This window comes from Companilactobacillus sp. y65-5 (genome assembly GCF_057541095.1).
On record NZ_BAAJOA010000001.1, the window covers coordinates 520,147 to 541,099 of the forward strand.

Annotated in this window: 18 protein-coding genes and 2 tRNA genes; 6 read left to right on the plus strand and 14 right to left on the minus strand. The window is 37.3% G+C overall.

The genetic code is table 11. The features are described 5' to 3' along the window. Positions 1 to 157 precede the first annotated feature (157 nt). On the plus strand, positions 158 to 1,312 hold the full coding sequence (locus AC27FM_RS02710) for a tyrosine-type recombinase/integrase (RefSeq protein ID WP_487085792.1): 1,155 nt from the start codon (positions 158 to 160) through the stop codon (positions 1,310 to 1,312). A gap of 139 nt (positions 1,313 to 1,451) precedes the next feature. Here the strand turns inward: AC27FM_RS02710 and AC27FM_RS02715 are convergent. The 7 genes from AC27FM_RS02715 to AC27FM_RS02745 form a co-directional block, all read right to left on the minus strand. Further along, positions 1,452 to 1,524, minus strand: a tRNA-Glu gene (locus AC27FM_RS02715). Between the two features lie 79 nt (positions 1,525 to 1,603). Then, positions 1,604 to 3,367: a hypothetical protein gene (locus AC27FM_RS02720; RefSeq protein WP_487085793.1), complete on the minus strand. Its 1,764-nt coding sequence runs from the start codon at positions 3,365 to 3,367 to the stop codon at positions 1,604 to 1,606. A 37-nt stretch (positions 3,368 to 3,404) separates the two neighbouring features. Then, positions 3,405 to 3,785, minus strand: a complete 381-nt coding sequence (locus AC27FM_RS02725) for a VOC family protein (RefSeq protein ID WP_487085794.1) — start codon at positions 3,783 to 3,785, stop codon at positions 3,405 to 3,407. Between the two features lie 108 nt (positions 3,786 to 3,893). Beyond that, positions 3,894 to 4,028 (minus strand): hypothetical protein, encoded by a 135-nt coding sequence (locus AC27FM_RS02730; RefSeq protein WP_487085795.1) that lies wholly within the window; start codon positions 4,026 to 4,028, stop codon positions 3,894 to 3,896. A 194-nt stretch (positions 4,029 to 4,222) separates the two neighbouring features. Further along, entirely contained in the window at positions 4,223 to 5,995 is a 1,773-nt protein-coding gene (locus AC27FM_RS02735; RefSeq protein ID WP_487085796.1) for an oleate hydratase, read from the minus strand. Positions 5,996 to 6,251: 256 nt separating this feature from the next. Then, positions 6,252 to 7,076, minus strand: coding sequence for an aldo/keto reductase (locus AC27FM_RS02740; RefSeq protein WP_487085797.1), 825 nt, complete (start codon positions 7,074 to 7,076; stop codon positions 6,252 to 6,254). 182 nt (positions 7,077 to 7,258) lie between these two features. Next, positions 7,259 to 8,371, minus strand: coding sequence for a serine hydrolase domain-containing protein (locus AC27FM_RS02745; protein WP_487085798.1), 1,113 nt, complete (start codon positions 8,369 to 8,371; stop codon positions 7,259 to 7,261). 179 nt (positions 8,372 to 8,550) lie between these two features. On the opposite strand from AC27FM_RS02745, the gene AC27FM_RS02750 reads away from it, so the two are divergent. From AC27FM_RS02750 to glyA, 4 genes are all read left to right on the plus strand, one after another. Further along, positions 8,551 to 9,102 (plus strand): LemA family protein, encoded by a 552-nt coding sequence (locus AC27FM_RS02750; protein ID WP_487085799.1) that lies wholly within the window; start codon positions 8,551 to 8,553, stop codon positions 9,100 to 9,102. A gap of 11 nt (positions 9,103 to 9,113) precedes the next feature. Further along, positions 9,114 to 10,028: a zinc metalloprotease HtpX gene (htpX, locus tag AC27FM_RS02755; RefSeq protein ID WP_487085800.1), complete on the plus strand. Its 915-nt coding sequence runs from the start codon at positions 9,114 to 9,116 to the stop codon at positions 10,026 to 10,028. A gap of 144 nt (positions 10,029 to 10,172) precedes the next feature. Continuing rightward, entirely contained in the window at positions 10,173 to 10,988 is an 816-nt protein-coding gene (locus AC27FM_RS02760; protein WP_487085801.1) for a DNA/RNA non-specific endonuclease, read from the plus strand. A gap of 13 nt (positions 10,989 to 11,001) precedes the next feature. Then, complete coding sequence (gene glyA, locus AC27FM_RS02765) at positions 11,002 to 12,231, plus strand: serine hydroxymethyltransferase (RefSeq protein ID WP_487085802.1); 1,230 nt, start codon at positions 11,002 to 11,004, stop codon at positions 12,229 to 12,231. A 43-nt stretch (positions 12,232 to 12,274) separates the two neighbouring features. Here the strand turns inward: glyA and vprA are convergent, their stop codons facing one another. The 7 genes from vprA to AC27FM_RS02800 all read right to left on the minus strand — a co-directional run bounded on the left by vprA (position 12,275) and on the right by AC27FM_RS02800 (position 20,415). After that, positions 12,275 to 13,720 carry a vinyl phenol reductase gene (gene vprA / locus AC27FM_RS02770; protein ID WP_487085803.1) on the minus strand — a complete coding sequence of 482 codons (1,446 nt, stop codon included), beginning with the start codon at positions 13,718 to 13,720 and terminating at the stop codon, positions 12,275 to 12,277. Positions 13,721 to 13,737: 17 nt separating this feature from the next. Continuing rightward, entirely contained in the window at positions 13,738 to 14,490 is a 753-nt protein-coding gene (locus AC27FM_RS02775) for an SDR family NAD(P)-dependent oxidoreductase (protein ID WP_487085804.1), read from the minus strand. A 24-nt stretch (positions 14,491 to 14,514) separates the two neighbouring features. Further along, on the minus strand, positions 14,515 to 15,999 hold the full coding sequence (locus tag AC27FM_RS02780; protein WP_487085805.1) for an FAD-dependent oxidoreductase: 1,485 nt from the start codon (positions 15,997 to 15,999) through the stop codon (positions 14,515 to 14,517). 105 nt (positions 16,000 to 16,104) lie between these two features. Beyond that, positions 16,105 to 16,968: a LysR family transcriptional regulator gene (locus AC27FM_RS02785; protein WP_487085806.1), complete on the minus strand. Its 864-nt coding sequence runs from the start codon at positions 16,966 to 16,968 to the stop codon at positions 16,105 to 16,107. A gap of 100 nt (positions 16,969 to 17,068) precedes the next feature. Next, complete coding sequence (gene yjeM, locus AC27FM_RS02790; protein ID WP_487085807.1) at positions 17,069 to 18,607, minus strand: glutamate/gamma-aminobutyrate family transporter YjeM; 1,539 nt, start codon at positions 18,605 to 18,607, stop codon at positions 17,069 to 17,071. Positions 18,608 to 18,646: 39 nt separating this feature from the next. Further along, positions 18,647 to 20,077, minus strand: a complete 1,431-nt coding sequence (locus tag AC27FM_RS02795) for a C69 family dipeptidase (RefSeq protein WP_487085808.1) — start codon at positions 20,075 to 20,077, stop codon at positions 18,647 to 18,649. Between the two features lie 11 nt (positions 20,078 to 20,088). Continuing rightward, entirely contained in the window at positions 20,089 to 20,415 is a 327-nt protein-coding gene (locus AC27FM_RS02800) for a heavy metal-binding domain-containing protein (RefSeq protein WP_487085809.1), read from the minus strand. Positions 20,416 to 20,566: 151 nt separating this feature from the next. Between AC27FM_RS02800 and AC27FM_RS02805 the strand changes: the two genes are divergently transcribed. Further along, a tRNA-Gln gene (locus AC27FM_RS02805) sits at positions 20,567 to 20,638 on the plus strand. The last annotated feature ends 315 nt before the right edge of the window (positions 20,639 to 20,953 follow it).

The following is a 20,953-nucleotide window of genomic DNA, read 5'->3' on the forward strand; positions in this document are numbered from 1 at the left end:
TGAATTTAAATGGTATAACGAATAATTAAAAACAAAAAAAGCCATATCCCCCTACCGACCAAAGTTGTGGGATATGACTTTAACTAAGATATATACTAAACGGGACTACTGCGCCCTTTTTAGCTCCTTTAGTATAACATATTGGAGGAAATGTATTATGGAAGTTTACAAGCGATATAACAAGAAAGACCCCAAGAAATATACTTGGACTTATCGAATACGATACTATGATGATAATGATAAGAAACACTCCATATCGAAATCTGGTTTTAAAACTTCAAAATCTGCTAGAAGAGCTGGGGAAATACTTGAATTAAAATATCATCAATCAGGTATAACACAAAAAGAAAATATAACTTTTCATGACTATGCTCAAATGTGGATTGAAACTTATAAAAAAGATCATATTAGCGAACACAGTTATTATATTTATTCGTTAATTCCTATTGAGATACAAAATCATTTTAAAGATACAAAACTCAAAGATGTTACAAAGGCTGATTATCAAAAAATGATTACTAAATACGGAAAAACACACGTCAGAGAGAGTACTTCTAAACTTAACAGTAGAATTAGAGCTATTGTACAAGAAGCCGTTGATGAAAGAATTGTATTTACCAATTTCACTCATAATATCTCTATTTCTTCTAAAGTTGAAAGTAAATCATCAGAACTAAAATATATTGATGAAAATGAAGCTAAAAAACTAAAAGCTCTTTGTATGGAAAATCTCGATATGAGTGCCATGAGTAACTATGAAATACTCTTCGGATTGATGACTGGCTGTCGCATAGGAGAAGTTTCTGGTCTTACTTGGAATAACGTACACATTGGAACTAAAACCGTCTCAATAGTCAATGGATACGATTATAATGGCTCTAGCGGGTTTAAAGATACAAAAACAGAATCATCGAATAGAACGATCAGAATATCCGATAAATTAATTACTATTTTAAGAATTTTAAAAAAACAACAACGCGAATTATTTTTAAAACAAGGGTACCGAGATGATGATAATTTAGTATTCAGAAATGCTAATCATCAAATAATATCAGATAATGCTGTTAATAAGAACCTTAATACTAAATTGACTGATCAAGTTAAATCTAAAAACATAATTACTTTTCATGGATTGAGACATACACACGCATCTATATTAATTTCTCACGGTGTAGACATTGCATATGTATCTCAACGACTTGGACATAAAAATGTGGGCATAACTTTAAATATTTATTCTCATCTACTTCAAAAAGCTAAAGAAAAACAGGAAGAAAAGGCCATGGAAGTACTTCAAAACGAACTCAATTAAAATATTATTTGTGGGGGATTTGTGGGACAAAAGTTTATTTCGAGTGAATTCGAGTGAACCCTTGAAAAACAAAAAAGCCGTAAACTCAACGTTTACGACCCTTTTATAAAAATAAAATGTAGTGGAATTTAGTACAATATCACCCGTGAGGGAATCGAACCCTCAACTCCACCTTGAGAGGGTGGCGTCTTAAACCATTTGACCAACGGGCAATCAAACAACAATTAACATTTTACCTGTTAATATGTTGTTCTGTCAATACATTAAAATAATTTTATTTAATAAAAATCATTAAAGACTCTGATTATTGATATCTTTCACCACAACTACCGTATTTCCGTCCAAATAACCGGTGAAACTGACCTCATCTCCAGTTTGAATGAACATATTTCTAGGATAGTTTTTAATAGATGCATAGAAGACATTTTCATTATCGTTCATCAAAAATGCGACTTCGCCATTATTCACCTTGACGACTCGCTTAATAGTACCAGTGAACTTTTGCTTTTTTCCAGAATATGAAGAACTTGCAGTTCCTAGGTTGGAATTGAACAAGTTACGATACTTTTGAAGTGTAGTCTTAGCATCGGTACCAACCGCAACTGTGTCTTGTGTTCCATTACCATCAGCCAGTAAGTAGACGTAGGACATGAAAGCCCCGTTATCGTCGATCATCGAGACTACCCATGTTGGCTTGCCATCGATTCGGTACAGCAATGGCATATTAGCCTTCCACTGCGTCTGCTTCATCCGATTCTCAGCCAAACTATCAGCACGATTTGGCGTCATTGCATCTTCACCTTCACGATAATAGTACGTTTTACCTGTCTTGGCATTAACATACATATAACCTAAGACTGACGTTTGTTTCTTATTATTACTAGTCATAGACGTGAAATAATAAATACTACCTTTATAAGCAATAGGTGTGAAAATCTCTTCCTCACCTTCAATACCGACATTTTCAACTGACTTCATAACTCCCAGACGAGAGCCACCGAATCCATGAGCATTCCACCAGCCGTTACGTTCAGCAGCATATGAATAAACTTTGCTACTAGCAATGTTAGGGTCAAATGTGACATCGATCCACTTAGGTTCGTCACCTTGTTTGTAAACTTTGACTTTACCAGTGACTGAATCTAAAACTGCAACATAGATCTTGCGATAATTCTTACGTGTCGATAATCCATATTGCTTGTACAACGTTTGAACGTAGTAAGGATGTCCTGATTCATTGATCTCCAATTGTGGTGAGCTACCAGAAATCACTAAACCTCTACCAGCAATCGAAGCGTAGATCTTACGAGAGGCATCGTGACCAAAATACGCCGATGGTGTATAGCGCATGCTCTTTTTAATGAATTTTGGTTTTGCATTTTTAGATGTTGCATCCACTACAAAATAACCAGGAACTTTTTTGTAATGATAATATCTGAAGAATGAGCCATCAAAATCTAATGGTGCAATATAAACTAACTTTCCATGATAAAACTGAACTCTAGCATGATTCAATGAGTATACATTAGAGTCTGGAACGTTAGACAGTGAGTTCTGCATTTGATTGCGAACCGTCTTATACGAATTAACAACCGGTACTTCTTTACTTTGTGAGTTAATAACTGGCATCGGTGCATTCTTAGTCGAAGTATTCTCTGTTACGTCGGTAATTCGAGCAACGGATTTCGTAGTTGCATATCCTGCTCCGATGATCAGCAATACTAGTATTCCTAGAGCTACACCAGCACTTACCGCCAGCATCAAGAAATTTCCTTCGATCCGATGGACTTCACGCTTTGAAATCGCGACGATCACACCGTGAACAGCAGATGAAATGGCCAGTAGCAGCAGATTGACTTCTAGAACAACTTTCCAAGTTTGATCTGGTCCTGAGAAGTACACGAAGAACAACATAACCAAAAATAGCACTAGCTGAACTAAGACATGTGACTGGACCCGTAATTTAGAACTGTGGTTCTGCATCAAGGCATACACGAATGGTATGAATGATAACAGTGAAAATTCTAATGTTAACAATAAAAATAATAAAAACACTATTCTCTCCCCTTAACTAAAATTTTTTGTAACAACCTTATTCCGCCTGATAAACCATCCATTGATACTTATCTGTATCTTGTAAAACCATATATTTCAAGCCTTCATATGGTTCTTTAGTGATAGGAACAACTAATTCAAATCCCGCTTTGACTGCATTATCGCAGGTACTCTCAATATCATCTACAATGACATTTACCCATGGAGAATTAGGTGTACTAGCAGGTAGTTCAAATCCAACTTCTTTATTAACAGTCAAGAAATGCACTGACATCCCCTCCATATTTACCAAAATCGTATCTTGAGGATTGACGGTATCTTGTACATTTAATACTTCTAAATTGAATACTTGTTGAAACATTTCGACAGTTTGCTTTGCATCTGAAACGATAATATCTAATTCGATTCCTCTCTTCATAGGTGCTCCTCCAAACATCTTTGTGGTAATCCAAGTGTAACAAAAAAGCTACTTATATAATACAAGCAGCTTCTTAAATTAATTTAATTATGAATCCGATAACTAAAACTATGCACTTTTCTTAATCAGTTTATTGACGGCTTCTTCGATCGATTTACCGCATGCAGAATTTTTTTTGTTATCTTTCTCTACGACGGTAAACAGATGCTTCTTCTTGTCTAATGAGACACAGTATTTTTTCATAGTGTTTACCTCCACGTTCGAATTTTTAATGATTTATTTTACTAGCATTGTAAGAAATGTCAATCCTTTCTTTTTGACAGTTATATTTTAATATTCTTCAGATAAAATCTATTAGTTTTTTGCCTAAAATATACAAAAAAGCAACCTCAAATGAGATTGCTTCGACTAAATTTAATTTGAATTCAATTGTAATTTTAAAGAAGTTTTGCTTCTTTCATTAATTCTTCGATATAAGTTCCGTGAATCTTCTCGAGAACTTTTTTCTCAGCCATACGCTCCTTGAACGGAAGTTTGATGCTGTCCAACCCTTGTTGATCGTTCAAGTAGTAAACAGCTCTCATCAATACACGCGTATCGAAGGCTGAAGCGAATACTTCAGGAACACCACGGTCAACATCTAGTAACGTATATACGGCTTCCATAGCAGTACGAACTGAATATTCAGTTGTGAAGACTGTATCACGTTCTGTTTCAGAGAAGTTACCAATAAATGCCAAATTCTTTGAACCTTCTGGAACTACTAGTGGACGGTCTCCAACTTTTCTAGGCATGAAATATGAAGTGATATATGGCATATGTGTTGGGATAGTGCTTGCATGATTTTCAGCGATATCCTTGATCTTATCAGTAGGAACACCGATATGATAGAGCCACTCTTCACAGAGTTCTTCACCTGTACATTCAGTAATCTTCTTATTAATGAAGTTACCAGGTTTGTCTGAAAATAATCCGTATACCCATACAATCAATTCATTAGGTTTTTGTGCCTTAAAGTGTGGTTGACGACTAATGGAATATCCGTACAACCAGTTTGAATCTTTGATACTTACAGGACCACTACTTACGATAGAGCCACTGTGAGGATCTTTTTTACTGATCTTTTCAATGTACGGAACTGCCTCATCATCTGTTAATGTGATCGTACCTGAAATTACCCAATTAGCATCTGGAATATTCTTACAGAACTTGTCTGGATGTCCAAAGGCTGGATCTTGTTTAGCAAGATTCTCCCATAGTTTCCAACTATCACCAAGCTCATGCTCCATTGGTGCTGGGTGCGTCTGATCACCATAGGTCGTACTTTCAGTGATGGAACCATTAGTTACAAATACCAAATCATTATCAGTCAAATCAACTGAAGCATCTTTGCCGTCAGTCGTCATAACGATCTTCTTTGCGACTTTTTCTTTGTTAGCAGTATCAACTTCGATATTTTCAACATGAGTATTGTAGACGAAGTCTACACCTTTACCCTCTAGGAACTTAACAATAGGCAAGATCAATGATTCATACTGATTGTACTTGGAGAATCTCAATGATGACAAATTAGGTAATGAGTCAATATGATGAACGAATCTCATCAAGTAACGTCTCATCTCCATAGCACTTGCCCAAGGCTCGAAAGCAAACATCGTTGACCAGTATAGCCAGAAGTTTGACTTGAAGAATTCATCTGTGAATACTTCATCGATCCTCTTGTCATCTAAATCTTTTTCAGGTGTTAAAACTAAATGTAATAATTCTTCAATTGCTTTTGGTGTCATGGTCAATTTATCAGGTGTATCAATATCCTTACCTTGATTTTGAATGGCTCTACCCTTTGAATAACTTGGATCTTTCTTATTCAACCAGTAAAACTCATCCAAGATCGAAACATCAGGATTTTCCAATGATGGAATCGATCTGAACAGATCCCACAGTGTTTCAAAATGAGGTTCCATTTCTCTACCACCACGGATGATGTAGCCTTTTTGTTCATCCCAAATTCCATCCATACTTCCACCGGGAAGTCCTAATTCTTCAAGGACATGAATCTTGTCACCTTTCATTTGGCCGTCACGTACAAGGAACGTAGCTGCAGCTAAACCAGCTAATCCAGAACCAATAATGTATGCTGACTTGTCGTCAACTCCTTCTGGCTTCATTGGATGTGCGAATGCTTCATAATTACCGTTACTTCTATACATAAGAACCACCTCTCGAATTATGATTAACACGTATCGTGTATACTTACACCTACAATATAGTTCCATTACCTTAAAACTACAATAAGAATATATGAAAATTCTGTTTCTATTTTTGAATTATTATTTAATAGTTTTTGACATGTAATTTAGTGTATGTATTAGCTCTAACAAAGTAAGTTACTAATATCGAGCAATTTAATCGCCGTTATTGACATAAAAAATAAGCCTAGGAATTTATCCCAGACCTATCGGTTAATTAAAATTCTTCATAAACTGCTGGATCTTGATCTTTATTTCTTCCATCGACTTTTGTAAGTCCGTTGATTCGTTTCATATCTTGATCAGAAATATCAAAATCAAAAATATCGATATTTTGTATTTGTCTTGCTGAATGTGCTGACTTTGGAATTGGCAATGTATCGAGTTGATGTTCCCATCTCAAAATCAATTGACCAACTGACTTATTGTATTTCTTAGCTAATTCAACCAAGTTAGGATCATTCAATACTGCGCTTGCACGTCCCAGTGGACTCCAGTCCATTGTTAAGATGTCGTGCTCAGTATCATAATCACGCATTTCTTGTTGATTAAAATATGGATGTAACTCAATTTGATTTACCGCTGGAACGATCCCAGTTTCTTTTTGTAGTCGATCTAGGTGTTCTGGTAGGAAGTTACATACACCTATTGATTTTACCAAACCAAACTTTTGTGCATCTATCAAAGCACTCCATGCTTCGACGTACATGTCACGTTTAGGATTAGGCCAGTGTAACAAATAAATATCAAAATAATCTAAATGGGAACGATACAGTGATTCTTGGATTCGTTCAATTGCATCGTCGTAATGATAATAACGTCCTGGTAATTTAGAAGTAACAGTTAATTCTGTACGTGGAATCGATGTACTGGCAATTGCATGTCCCACGGTACCCTCATTCTCATAGTTGTATGCTGTATCCAGCATGCGATATCCATTATTTATCGCTGAAACGATACTTTGAGCACCTTTATTACCATTGAGTTTATAAGTTCCAAAACCAATTTCAGGAATCATTTGACCATCATTTAATTTATACATTAACAAAACCTCCTTAGTAATAAGTTACACCTAATTACCAAATGGGACAAAAAAAACTCCCTATCAATCCGTGATAGGGAGTTTCGAAGTCGTCTCATAGAAAATCTTTGGAATGTATGAGACGACCCTTAAGCAGGTAGGCTACCTGCTCTATTAATAATACACGTTTCCAAATTAAATAGCTAATCATTATTTAACATATTAAAAATTTGCATTGCCGTTGGCTTGATGTCTGCAGCTAATCTCTGATAGTTCTCTAATACAACCACTGCGTCGTCGCCGTTATCTGAAATATGAATAACAGTTTGAAAGCCATAACCCCAACCGTTGGCGAATTTGTTGTCAGTGTGATTATAAAAACCACCACCATAAGAACTGCCACTTCCAGACTTGAACAATACCCTCTTGGATTCGTCTGTAAGCATATTACCAGCAACGATATAATGTTCAGCCTTATACAAGTCCATTGCGCTCATATATACTTGGCCCGTGCCTAGCTCATCATATGTATAGTAGCTATTAGTTTTGAATGCTCTTTTATAGTTTGCCCTCGGTGATAATGGGTCGACATTGCTGTAGCCGGCAGCCTTTTCGATCTGCGCTGATTCATCATATGCAAAAATAGTATGTTTCAAATTTAACTTGTTAATATACGCTTTGGTAAATAAATAACGATAAGACTTGCCAGTCACTTGCTCCAAAATCCCACTCAACAAATTGTAATTGATAGGTGAATAAAACCATCTATTGTAGTACAAACTAGAAAAATGTAATTTATTAATATCGTTTTTTAAGATATTATCGTCTGACATCACTGAAGCAGGACCGATTTGATTCGACATTATCAAGCCTGACGTCATGTCCAACATTTGACGAATAGTTATTTCTCTACTATTGGGGATTTCTGGATAAAATTTTGACAATTTATCAGTTAATTTTAATTTCCCCTTCTCAACTTGTTTCATTATCAGAGCAGCCGTTAGAGCCTTTTGAACTGAATCTATCTCGTAAGAAGTGTGTTCAGTATTGTATCGCTTCTCAGAATAATCAGCATATCCTCTACTAGTTTGATAGACTACGTTCCCACCTTTGACGACCAAAATGGTTCCTGAAAAATCTTTTTGTGAGAGTAAAGTGTCGACTTTATTATTAAATGAAATTTGGTCACTGGTAGATTTTGTAGAAGCATTTGCACTAGTAGTATCATTAGCACTGATTATAGTTAGAGGTAAATTAGGGATTAATAATATAAGACAAATCAACGAGATTATTCCGACTCTAATTTTATTTTCCATAGTTATACCTCATAAAAAACTTTTATAAATTAATTTTCTTTTACGTAAATTATAAATTATTTATAGGATTTCAAATAATGCGTGAGCCTAATTATCCAACTTGTATATAGGATTGAAATATAGGCTATCATCTATAGATATGTTAAAATTACTCTTAACAAATACCAAAGGAGAAATTCATGACCACAACAATAATTATTGTAATTATTTTAGTCCTACTCATTATTGCATACGCAGCTATGTATAATGGGCTAGTTAAATATCGTAACCGTGCCCTCGAATTCAGTTCACAAATTGATGTTCAATTAAAACGTCGTACTGACTTGATTCCCAACTTGGTAGAAACCGTTAAGGGTTATGCTACGCACGAAAGGGAAACTTTGTCTAAGGTAGTTGAATTGAGAAATAGCGTTGCTAATGCGGATTCACTTCAAGAAAAAGTTGACGCTGATAATCAATTGACTGGCGCTTTGAGACAAATCTTTGCTTTATCTGAAAACTATCCAGACTTAAAGGCTAACCAAGAGTTTGGTAAGTTGATGGAAGAACTATCAAACACAGAAAACAAAGTGGCATATGCTCGTCAAGCTTACAACAGTCAAGTTCAAGCCTACGACACTGCCCTTGAAACTTTCCCAAGAAATTTCGTTGCAAAAATTCACGGATTTAAAGAAATGGACTTCTTACAAATTCCTGAAGCAGAAAAAGAAGCCCCTAAAGTTAAATTCTAGGGAGTTAAATTATGATTTACCAGCAAATTGACAGAAACAAACGTAAAACATATTTTATCTTTACATTTTTCTTCATTATTCTCGCTGGTATTGGTGGCTTCATTGGTGAATTCTTTATCGGTAACATCTGGGGTGGAATTATTATTGCCCTTCTTGTAGCCCTAGTATATGCATTAATTACCTATTTTCAATCAACTAGCATCGTTATGCAGATGAACGGTGCCAAAAAATTGCAATCGGCAGAACAAGCACCTGAATTGTGGCATATAGTGGAAGACCTATCAATGGTAGCTAACATACCTTTACCTGATATTTACATCATCCAAGATGACAGCCCTAATGCGTTTGCTACTGGACGCGATCCCCAGCACGCGGCGGTTGCCGTCACTAGCGGATTGTATGAAATGATGAATCGAGAAGAACTGGAAGGTGTACTCGCACACGAAATATCTCATGTTAAGAACTACGATATTCGTGTTTCGACAATCTCACTCGCTCTATCATCAGCTATCGTCTTCTTGAGTTACTTGATCGGTAATGCTTATCGATTGGTGCTTCCATTTGGAGATGACGATAGGAACTCCAACGGCGGCTGGATAGCGGTCAGAGCCGCATTGTGGCTAGTGGGTATAGTTTTTATGGTGATCGGTCCCTTTATTGCTAGCTTAGTTCAATTAGCTGTCTCACGAAATCGTGAATACTTAGCTGATGTATCCGGTGCTGAACTAACTCGTAATCCACAAGGATTGATCAATGCACTTGAAAAACTAAAAGAAAGCACCAAACCAATGAAAAAAGTAGACGATGCCAGTTCGGCATTGTATATTGATGATCCGAAGAAAAAGAAAAAGCATTTTTCAAGTTTATTCGATACTCATCCCCCATTGGATGATCGTATTGAGGCCTTAAAAAAGACTTTTATGTAAGATTCAATCTAATCTGATTGAATCTTTTTTATTCAAATCATTTATTTACTAATAGGTTGAGGTTACGGATAAGAAATTACTAAGATATATGATAAAATTACACTTGAAGATTTGAATAAATCTTTGAGTTGAGGGGAAATTTTTATGTACATGTTATTGTTGATCCTTGTCGGGGTCATTGTATTATTCACAACATTTATGACGAAGCCAAAGCGTCGCATACACCGTCGATTAGTTTCGTTAGGATTATTGTTAGTCGTTGTTGGAGGATCAGGAGTCTACGAGAGTTATCAAGGTAATACTGGCGTCGGAGATAATCCACGACAAGTAGAAAAGACCAAGACTAGTTCTTATACTAAATTAGCTGATTTGAATTATGAAGACTATGCGAATCAGCAAGAGATAGAAGTTACTGACAATAAACCAACTTTTACTCAAGCTGATCTGAATATAGCTAATGGTGCTTGGCAAAGTTTTGCCAATCTAGATAATCTCAATCGCGCGATTCAAGCTGATGCTCTACTGAACAAGAGTTTGATGCCAACGGCCAAACGTGAACCCTTATATGTCAATCCGACTGGATGGCACAATAAGAAACTCAAAAACGGCTGGTTGTACAATCGATCTCATTTGATTGGTTACCAACTAACCGGACAGAATAACAATCCTAAGAATTTGATGACGGGTACGCGGTCACTTAATTCGCCAGAAATGTTGAAGCACGAGAACGACATAGCTTATTACTTGAAACAAAATCCGAATAATTTCATTAGATATCGTGTCAAGCCGATTTATCGTGGTGACGAACTAGTTGCTCGTGGAGTTCAGATGATGGCTGAATCACTAGATAGTCAAGGCAACCCCGATAATCAAGTTTCATTTAATGTTTATATTTTTAACATAGAAACCGGCGTCACGATCAATTATTCTGATGGTACCAGTGTAGTTAATAATAATTAAGGAGCTGATTTGAATGTTATATAGTTCAGGAGACAAAGAAGTTTTTGATTTAATTAGCAAGGAAGAAGATCGTCAAAATCGCAACATTGAGTTGATTGCTTCTGAGAATATTGTTTCTGATAATGTTAGAAAAGCCCAAGGATCTGTCCTAACCAACAAATATGCTGAAGGCTATCCTGGCCATCGTTACTATGGTGGTTGTGAATACATTGATCAAATCGAAACATTAGCAATCGAACGTGCCAAAAAATTATTTAACGCTGAATATGTCAATGTTCAACCACATTCAGGTTCACAAGCTAACGCTGCCGCATATCAAGCTGTTTTGAAACCAGGCGACTCTGTTCTTGGAATGGATCTCAATGCTGGTGGACATTTGACACACGGATCAAAAGTCAACTTCTCAGGAAAAATGTACAACTTCCATTCATATGGTGTAAATGATGATGGTTTCATTGATTACGATGAAGTACAAAAAATTGCTGAAGAAGTTAAACCAAAATTAATCGTTGCTGGTGCATCAGCTTACAGTAGAATTATTGATTTCAAAAAATTCAAAGAAATCGCCGAATCAGTAGACGCACTATTGATGGTAGATATGGCTCATATCGCCGGCTTAGTTGCGGTGGGATTACACCCTACTCCAATCGGTGTCGCTGATATCGTAACTACTACTACGCACAAGACACTCAGAGGTCCTCGTGGTGGAATGATTTTTGCTAAAGCTGAATTAGGTAAAAAAATCAATTCTGCTATCTTCCCCGGCACACAAGGTGGTCCACTAGAACACGTTATTGCAGCTAAGGCCGTAGCATTCGGTGAGGATCTACAACCACAATTCAAGGATTACATGACACAAGTCGTTAAAAATGCAGCCGCAATGGCAAAAGTTATCAACGACTCAGAAGACCTGTCTGTTCTAACTGGTGGCACTGACAACCACCTATTAAATGTTGTTCTAACAGGAACAGATATGAATGGTATGGAAGTTCAAGACTTACTTGACACCATCCATATTACTTCCAATAAAGAAGCAATCCCTAATGACCCATTGCCACCTAAGTACACATCAGGACTTCGTTTAGGAACTCCTGCTATTACTTCACGTGGCTTTGACGAAGATGATTGTATCGAAGTAGCTCATATCATAGTTGAAGCTATCAAGTATCATGACGATGCTGACAAGCTAAAAGAACTAGATGCACGTACTAAAGAACTTACTGATAAACATCCTGTTAAATAGGAAAAGGTCTGAGAATAAAAATTCTCAGACCTTTTTTTCGTCCTTATGCATCGACTAAACTTCGTACGATAGTATCCACAGCATTTTTAGCCGAGAATACTGCATAGCCAGCTGTACTTCCGGGAACACTGACAGAGTATGTCTCTCCCTCGATCATCCCGGCAGCATCATTGCCTGCTGCATACAATCCAGGAATGCCAAATCCTTTGGCGTTCAGGACTTGATTATCATCATCAACTCTTAACCCACCAACGCCACAAGAAGCTCCGACACCCAATTCTATGGCATAGTACGGTGCTCCATCAACTGAGGTCATATACTTATCAGCCTTGAAGAATTCTTCATCTTCGCCAGCTTCCACCATCTCATTATAATTTGAAATGGTTGTTGGCAAGTTAACTAATCCTAATTGATCTGCTAAATCAGCGACTGTATCTGCTTTAGTCACAAATGATACGTGTTGATCAATAAACTCATCCAATTCAGCCTGTAAATTATCCAACTTATCTGGTGAAACTGGGGAATTACCTAGTTCCTTATACAATCCCTGCTCCATCAAATGTTTAATATTATTGCTACCTAAAATGGAAAATACTCGGCTCTGGTTCAACAATGCATTACCTGCATGACACATATTATCAACAATATCTTCATTGACGAAGCGATTACCTTGTTCATTGATCCATAGCAGTGCTTCTTGTGTCGCTGCCATACCTACTTGCGAGGTGAAGTGAGCAAACGCTGGTCTCGTCCTATCCTTCAATGCACCACCACCATACTGGATCGTGCCCATTTGATATTTTTCAGCACCAATATCCCAAGCCATCAGCAATCCATCACCTGTACTCTTACCAGAGCTTACACGGAACAACCTGTCAGCATAAGGCGTCTTTTGTTTAACGAGTTCATCGTTATCAACATATCCACCAGTTGCCAAAATTACAGAATTGGTTTTGATCATACAAGTCTGGCCGTTTTGCTCATTGACTACTTTTACTCCACAAATATGACCATCATCACCCATTTTTAATTCAGTTACTCTGGTAGATGTCTGAATATCCGCCTCACTTTTTTGAATGATTTCAAACAACTGATGAATAGCTTGTCCGCCGCCACCTTCAAAGGTATGAATCGTGGCCCAACTATCACCCTGTGGTCCAACTTTACTAAACTTAACTCCCAAACTTTCAAGCCAATCTATCGTTGAACCACTCTGATCAATAAAATTGTGCAGATGTCTGGCATCAGCCTCATAGTGTGAATACTGAAGTTCATCTTTTAAGATTTCTGCTTTATTTAATTTAATATCATTTTGCTTTTGCATATTGGAATCAACACCAAAAGCTCCTTCGACATAATTCCCGTTGCCACCCCAAGTACGGCCTTTTTCGACAATCAAAGTACTCAAGTGATTTTGAATAGCTTCAACTGCGGCGGTGGTTCCTGATAGTCCGCCACCAACAATTACGACATCATAATGATCTTTCATAACCATGTCCCACCTTTCTAATTGGCACCTGCGGTCACACCACCGTCAATTGCGATAACTTGACCAGTCATGAAGGTTGCGCTTGATGCTAGGAATACCGCAACGTCAGCCATTTCTGATGGTTCCGCATAACGTTTCATGGGAATGATCCCCATCAGGTTACGCTTGATTTCAGGGTCACTCTCCAAGTCGTGCTTAGTCATATTAGTCAAAGTCAATCCCGGAGCAATCGCATTGACACGGATATTATTCGTTGCATAATCCATAGCTGCGGCTTTAGTCATCCCTAGAATACCTGACTTGGCTGCTAAATAAGCACCCATGCCTGGTGCAGCTTGTAGACTACCTAGCGCACCAGTGTTGACGATCGAACCACTTCCACTCTCAAGGAAATACTTCAATTCAGCACGCATGCAATAAAATGTTCCACGCAAGTCGATATTGATCGTATCGTCAAAATTCTGGTCAGTTAAGTCAGCAAATGGTGCTAGTTCACCTTTACCGGCATTATTTACGGCATAGTCGATTTTACCTAGCTGGTCGATAACTGTTTTAATGGCATCTTCTACTTGATCATTCTTAGAAATATCAACTGTCACACCTATCATCTTACCGTCGAATTCATCATCGAATTCCTTAGCGATATCAGTAATTTTTTCGTTGTAATCCAATAGTGCGACATCGGCACCTTCTTGAGCAAACTTCTTAGCAATTGCATTTCCGATTCCTGACGCAGCACCCGTTACAACAGCAACTTTTTGATTTAACATAACAAAAATCTCCTTTTTGATTTATTATTTTGTTAATTTATCAGCTATTTCTAAGCCTGAAATTCTACCTGATGCAAAAGCAAAACCATTCGCAACGCCTTCGAAAATCGGATATGAATCAGAATACAATCCGTTAGCGTTATTGCCGACAACATACAATCCTTCGATGGCAGTTCCATCCGCACGTACTGGCTCACAATCGCTATTAACATTGACACCATCTTGAGTACCTAGAATTGCCACGTGTTCTTCGATAGCATAATATGGTCCGTTATCATCCAAACCAAACTTTAAGAATTCTGGATCTTTGACAAAAATATCATCGCGTTGCTGATCAACTGCTTGATTGTATTTTTTGATAGTTACTTGCAGATTACTCAATGGAATATTTAATTTTCCTGCTAGTCCTTCAATTGAATCTGCTTTAGTAACTTCACCTGTTTCGATGGCCTCATCAAAGTCACTCTGGATATTTGGTAGTGGTCCAACGCTCGTCTTTGCGACTTCACCCGGATCAGTGAATTGGCGCTCAAAAGTATCTTCCCATTCGACTTTTTCATTCTTAAAATGGTCGAGTGTCTTTTGATCTAGTAATACAAAGTATTTGCCACCGACGTTGTGTGCTGCATTAGCCCACAATGCAAAATCATACACGATGTACTCATTGACGAATCTCTTGCCATCTTGTGCCACCCAAAATAGTGGCAAGTTAGTCAGTGTCTCTACACTGCTATCACGTTTCATGGGATTAATCTGTGCACTTGGCGAACAGGCATGGGCAAATAAAACTGGGGTATGTTCAGTATCAGCGCCTAGTTTCTTTGCCATCTGAATACCGACACCAGTTGCCTTACGTTCACCTAAGTTGAGCAGGTTATCTGCATCACTGTATTTTTCACGCATCATCTCTGGGTTGCCCGGATAACCACCATCTCCGATGACTACATACTGACAGTTGATACGGATATCTTCTCCATCTTTAGTCTCCGCCAAAACTGCATTCAAGTGATTATCGCTATAATCTAAATCTTGAGCTGCCGTTTCACGGAGAATTTTATTTCCACCTGCTTCGATCTTTTGAGCCATTTCATCCCAAGCTGCGAATTTTCCATCCATTGAATCGAACTTGTGATAAACTTTTGGATCATCCGCATGAAGTTTTTGTTCACTGGCTTCGAGAACTGTCGGTAGTCCTATGCTGTCCAGCCACGAGATCATCTCACCTGATACATGTAGGAAATGTGATAATAATTCTCCGTTAACAAAATAATGATTGTACTTAGTCATATCCTCAAAAGCCGTTTTGTAATCATACTTGATTCCCTGTGCTTTTTGTTGCTTAGAATCAATGGCAAAAACACCGTGAGCTCCAAATCTACCGGCGCCACCGAGTTTGTCACCTTTCTCTAACATCACGAAAGGAATTTTTTTCTCAAGTAAAGTCATTGCTGCAGAAATCCCTGCTGAACCTGAACCGATGATCGTCACACTTGTATTTAGCTCCTTCATGATTCCTAGCCTCCATTAGTTTGTGAATTAACTTACAATCTCATTATATGGTTATATTTATGAAATCGCTAACACAGTTTAGATGTAGGCTATAACCTGAAGTTATTAGTGTCTTAACTTTTGGGCAAGATCTTCATGTTGACCTTTGACCAACACCGCCACGATTTTGAATTTATCCTTTAACTGATCAGGAGTGATACGAACAATATTCTTGCAAGTTACAGGTACGACAAAACGTTCAGGGACTAATGAAAAACCACCACCGTAATTAACTTGAATCGCTGATGATTCAAAACTATTGATCAATTCTACTTTGTTATATGAGCTCCCATCCGCCATGTAATTTTTAAGCATGGCCGTTTGTATATCGGGCGTACCAGTAGATTGCCAGTTTTGTAAATATAAAGTACTATTTGCCGTCATTTTTTTGACGTCATTGTCATACCGGGCTAATTCTTGCTTGTTCATCAAAATATCAAAGCTAATCGTACGTAATGGAAAAATAGTTAATTTGGCATTATTATTAAAAGCCAATTCATAACCAATCAAAAGGTCATAGTTTCCATAGATCAATCGTGGAATACAGTCACTAAACGTCTCCTCATCGAACTGATATTGATAACTATCTCCTAATTTATCAACTAATAACGAAGTATCATCTTCAAAGCTTTGCAAAAAATGGACTTTGAGTATTTTCTTGGAAAACTTAGGTAAATTCCACAGATCCTTATAATCATTCAGTGTGATAATAGCTTGTTCATAAAATGTCTGACCGTATTCAGTCGTTGTTACATGCCCTAGGGAGCGATTTGAACGATTTAAGAGCCGATGTCCTAATTCTTTTTCTAACTTGCTGATCGCCTTGCTGATTGCTGTTTCAGAGACGAAATTTCTTTTGCTGGCTGAACTAAAGCCTTGAGTTTGAACGACGTCCACAAAATATCTTATTGCCATCAAGTTATAATTCATAATACTTCCCCCCAATACTGATTCTTATCATATTAAGAATACACAAAAAGGAGCCATGACATAACTTAATTTGTCATAGCTCCTATTAAAATATTAAATTTTAATTTATTTTAACATCTGAATCACTGTCTTCGGCTTGCTTAGCTCTTTGCTTACGCTCATATCTATTGAACATAACAATTGCTATTACACCGAATACAACTGGTCCGATGATAGTCCAGAAGGCGTCCATATATGCATGCTCAATGATTGGTTGTACTAGCGTAAAGATAACTGCTAGGGCAAGAACCACGAATACAACAATGGAGACTGTCCACATAGCCTTTCTATTCTTGTAGAAGACGTATGGCTTCTCAATATCATCATTGATACTGAAGAAAGGATACGCACCAACTAAGAATAGATATGGGATCGTTGTAGAAACATTAGCCATCAATGTCAAAACATTGTATAACTCTTTGGCATTTCTACCACCAAAAGCAATAAGAATAATCATTGCACCAACTACTGCAGCTTGAATCCACATTGCATTAGCTGGCATTCCGTGTTTATTCAATTTCGTAACTTTTTCAGGCCAGAAATCTTTTGGTGTACCCATAATAAATGATTTCAATGGTGAATATGTTAGAACGAAGAATGCTCCCATGTAGAGCACAAACATATCAAAACCAGTGAATCTGGCTAGCCATTGGCCAGTCGTGATTGCGGCCGCATGACCCCAACCGATACTTACAGCGAATTGATAACCTAAGTTGCTCATCATAACATATGTGATATTACCTAAGTTAACATTTGACTTACCTAGTATTTGATTCCAGTTTGTACTGATACCCCACATTAAGATCGTGAGTGAGTACATAATCGCAATAACGATAGCTGAGATCAAGATACCACGTGGAAAGTCACGCTTAGGGTTCTTCATACTATCAGTAACAGCACCCATAGATTCCATACCACCGTATGCAAAGATTGCATAAACAACGAATGAAACCATACCAATTGGTGAAGCAAAGGCTGGGTTGGCTGAATGAATAAATGTTTCCATACCAGTAATAGGTTCAGCTGTATGGAATCCAGTCGTAAATAATAAGATCAAACTTAGAAGGAAGAAAATTCCGTTCAAAGCAATAGTCATGATTCCACCGAATGATGAAACTTTTGAGATCTTGTCCATTCCCATACTAGAGAACGCTGTAACAAATATAATCCAAAATAATCCTAAAACACCAATAACTTGTGTCGCGCTTAATCCCATGATACCCCAAGATTGTGTAGTATCATGACCTGCAAAGGCTGTAGCTAGTGGGATCCACACCTTAGTAGATGTAGAAACTAACCATACTTCCCAAGAAGCCAGCCAAATGAATGTACCTGTGAAGGCAATCTTTGGTCCCACGGCTCCTTCAATCCAAGAATAAATACCACCTTTTGCTTCGTTAAAGGCGGAACCGTATTCGGCCATCATAAATCCTGCAGGTAGGAAGAAAAATACTGCCGCGAATACATACCAAATAATACTTGCTAATCCCATCTGCTCATAAGCAACAGTTGTATTAGCGAATCCGAAAATCGCCGAGAAGATCATCATGATCAATCCAAATAAAGTTATGGTCTTCTTGGTCGAATTACCATCATCCATTTCTATAATCCCCTTATTGTTATTTCAAAGTTCAAATATTTATAAATTCATATCTGTCTTGAAGTTCAGAGGCGAAAAATTAGTCGAGTTGGTAATTAACTGGGCAATAAGTTCTTTATATGCATCAAGCGATGTCTTAGCCATCTCAAATGATGACTCAGTTAAAAACGCAGGTAATTCCTCAGGGTCCTTGCTCAAGGCTTTCATATCAAAATCACGTAACATATTACGAAGAGTGATATTAATATCCTTTTGTTTTGCTTGGTAATCCTTGCCAAGCTCTTTGTAATGACCATCTAACAACACACCAGCTAACTTATATGTCCAATAAGCTGACTTATCATCGTATGGTAACTCACCAACTTTGTACTCCTCAGGAGTGTCAGTAATACCCATGTAGAAAGGAACATAGATACTTTGAGAAGCCACACCCATTGCTAACCATTGCACACAGGCGATCTCAGGTTCCATATCCGGACGGATCTGCAACACATGCGATTCCTGTGTTTTTGCCAAACTAATAGGACGGTAACGTTTGTTATTAGCGCCACCGTTTAGTGGATCATATTCAGTTTTTTGATAATGTGATGATAGATAATCTTGAGCATCATCGACACTTAATAGTCGATCAGCTTTTTTAATAAATGATAGTTCCTCACTCTCAGGGCTTTCATCAGTCTTACCTGAGAGATACTGTTGGCCCCACCATACACGTGGAGTGCTATAAATTTCATCCGATAGATCATGCGTTCCAAAAATATTTCTAAAATTAAAACTCTTTGGATCAGGATTTAAGCTATTATCGTTTACGAATTCTTGTAAGTCTTTTCTAAACAAAAAATTATCCGTGTCGCTAAAATCAACCGTTTGAATTGCCAATTGGTTTGCGACAACTGCATAGCTGTTATCTGGGATGCGTTGTGCAACCCAATAATGTCCTGAACCATTTTCAAAGTACCAGACTTCATTTTGATCAGAAAATAGAACTCCGTTAGTCTCACAAGTTCCATATTCTTCAATAATTTTACCTAAACGCAAAACTCCTTCCCGAGCAGTTTTAACATATGGCAAAACCACGGTGATCATTGCTTCTTCACCAATACCATTCTCTTCGAGTGGATCAACTCCTAAGACGCGTTGATTAGAATAAGCACTCTCTGTGGCACTCATTCCAACTCCATATTCGTTGAAACCATCTTCTTCAAATAATCCTTCTTTAACAGTCCATTCTGGAGTAGCTGAATATTTAAAGCGAGTTTTAGGTAGATCCATTGAAAAATCATTAGCTGTAGAAACAAACTTTTGGTCATCATCGAACTCCTTGTGTTCATGAATCACAAAATGTTTGGGCCATGAGGCCTGTGAATCCTCATTTCTTCCAATGATAGTCGAGCCGTCTATCGTAGCCTTCTTACCAATTAAGATACTCGTACAAGCTGAAAGAGAACTCTTGTTATATTCTAATGACATTTAATCTCACCTTACTTAAATTTTACTGCGGTACCGTAAGCAGCAACTGTTTCCATATCGGCACTAATTGAATCCGAATCGAATCTCATCATAACTACGGCATCGGCTCCCATCTCTACTGCGTTATTTCGTAAACGATCAATAGCTATATCTCGAGCTTCAGAAAGTAGTTCAGTGTAGGCTTTGATCTCACCACCAACGATGTTTTTCAAACCTGCACCAATATTTCTGACTACGTTCTTCGATTGAGTTGTTAATCCAAACACCTCACCGATAATTTCATATTCTTTACCTGGAATATGTTCAGTTGTAGTTACTAATATCTCGCCATTCTCCATATATTCACCTCACAGATATTTTTTTATCACTCCCATAATAAAGATAACACAATAATCATTATAGAGAACCATTCTTAACTATTTTTTCAACTGAAATTATCTTGACTTTATCGCTATTTTTTATTAATATTTTATTGTTAAGCAATATTAGTGGGCAATCGCCAAACGGTAAGGCAGCGGACTCTGAATCCGCAATTTGTAGGTTCGAACCCTACTTGCCCAATTTTGAGGTTTTACCAGTTTTTCATCGAGGTAAAACACTGTTATATCAACGTTTACAAAATCCTGAAATCCATAATTTTTATAAAAGTTGGTCAAAAGTTGGTCAATATTGTGCGATATATTATTGAAAGTACGGTGCCATTTTGGAGATTATCGCTGGAAATACCAAAAATCGTATTATCAAACTAAATATAAGCACACATAACTATAGAAGAATCCAATCGTTAATCATTTTGGTTAACGATTTTTTTGTGCTTTTTATCACAAATTAATAAATTATTGTTTTAAATTAGAATCAGTACCTCGTGTAATAGAA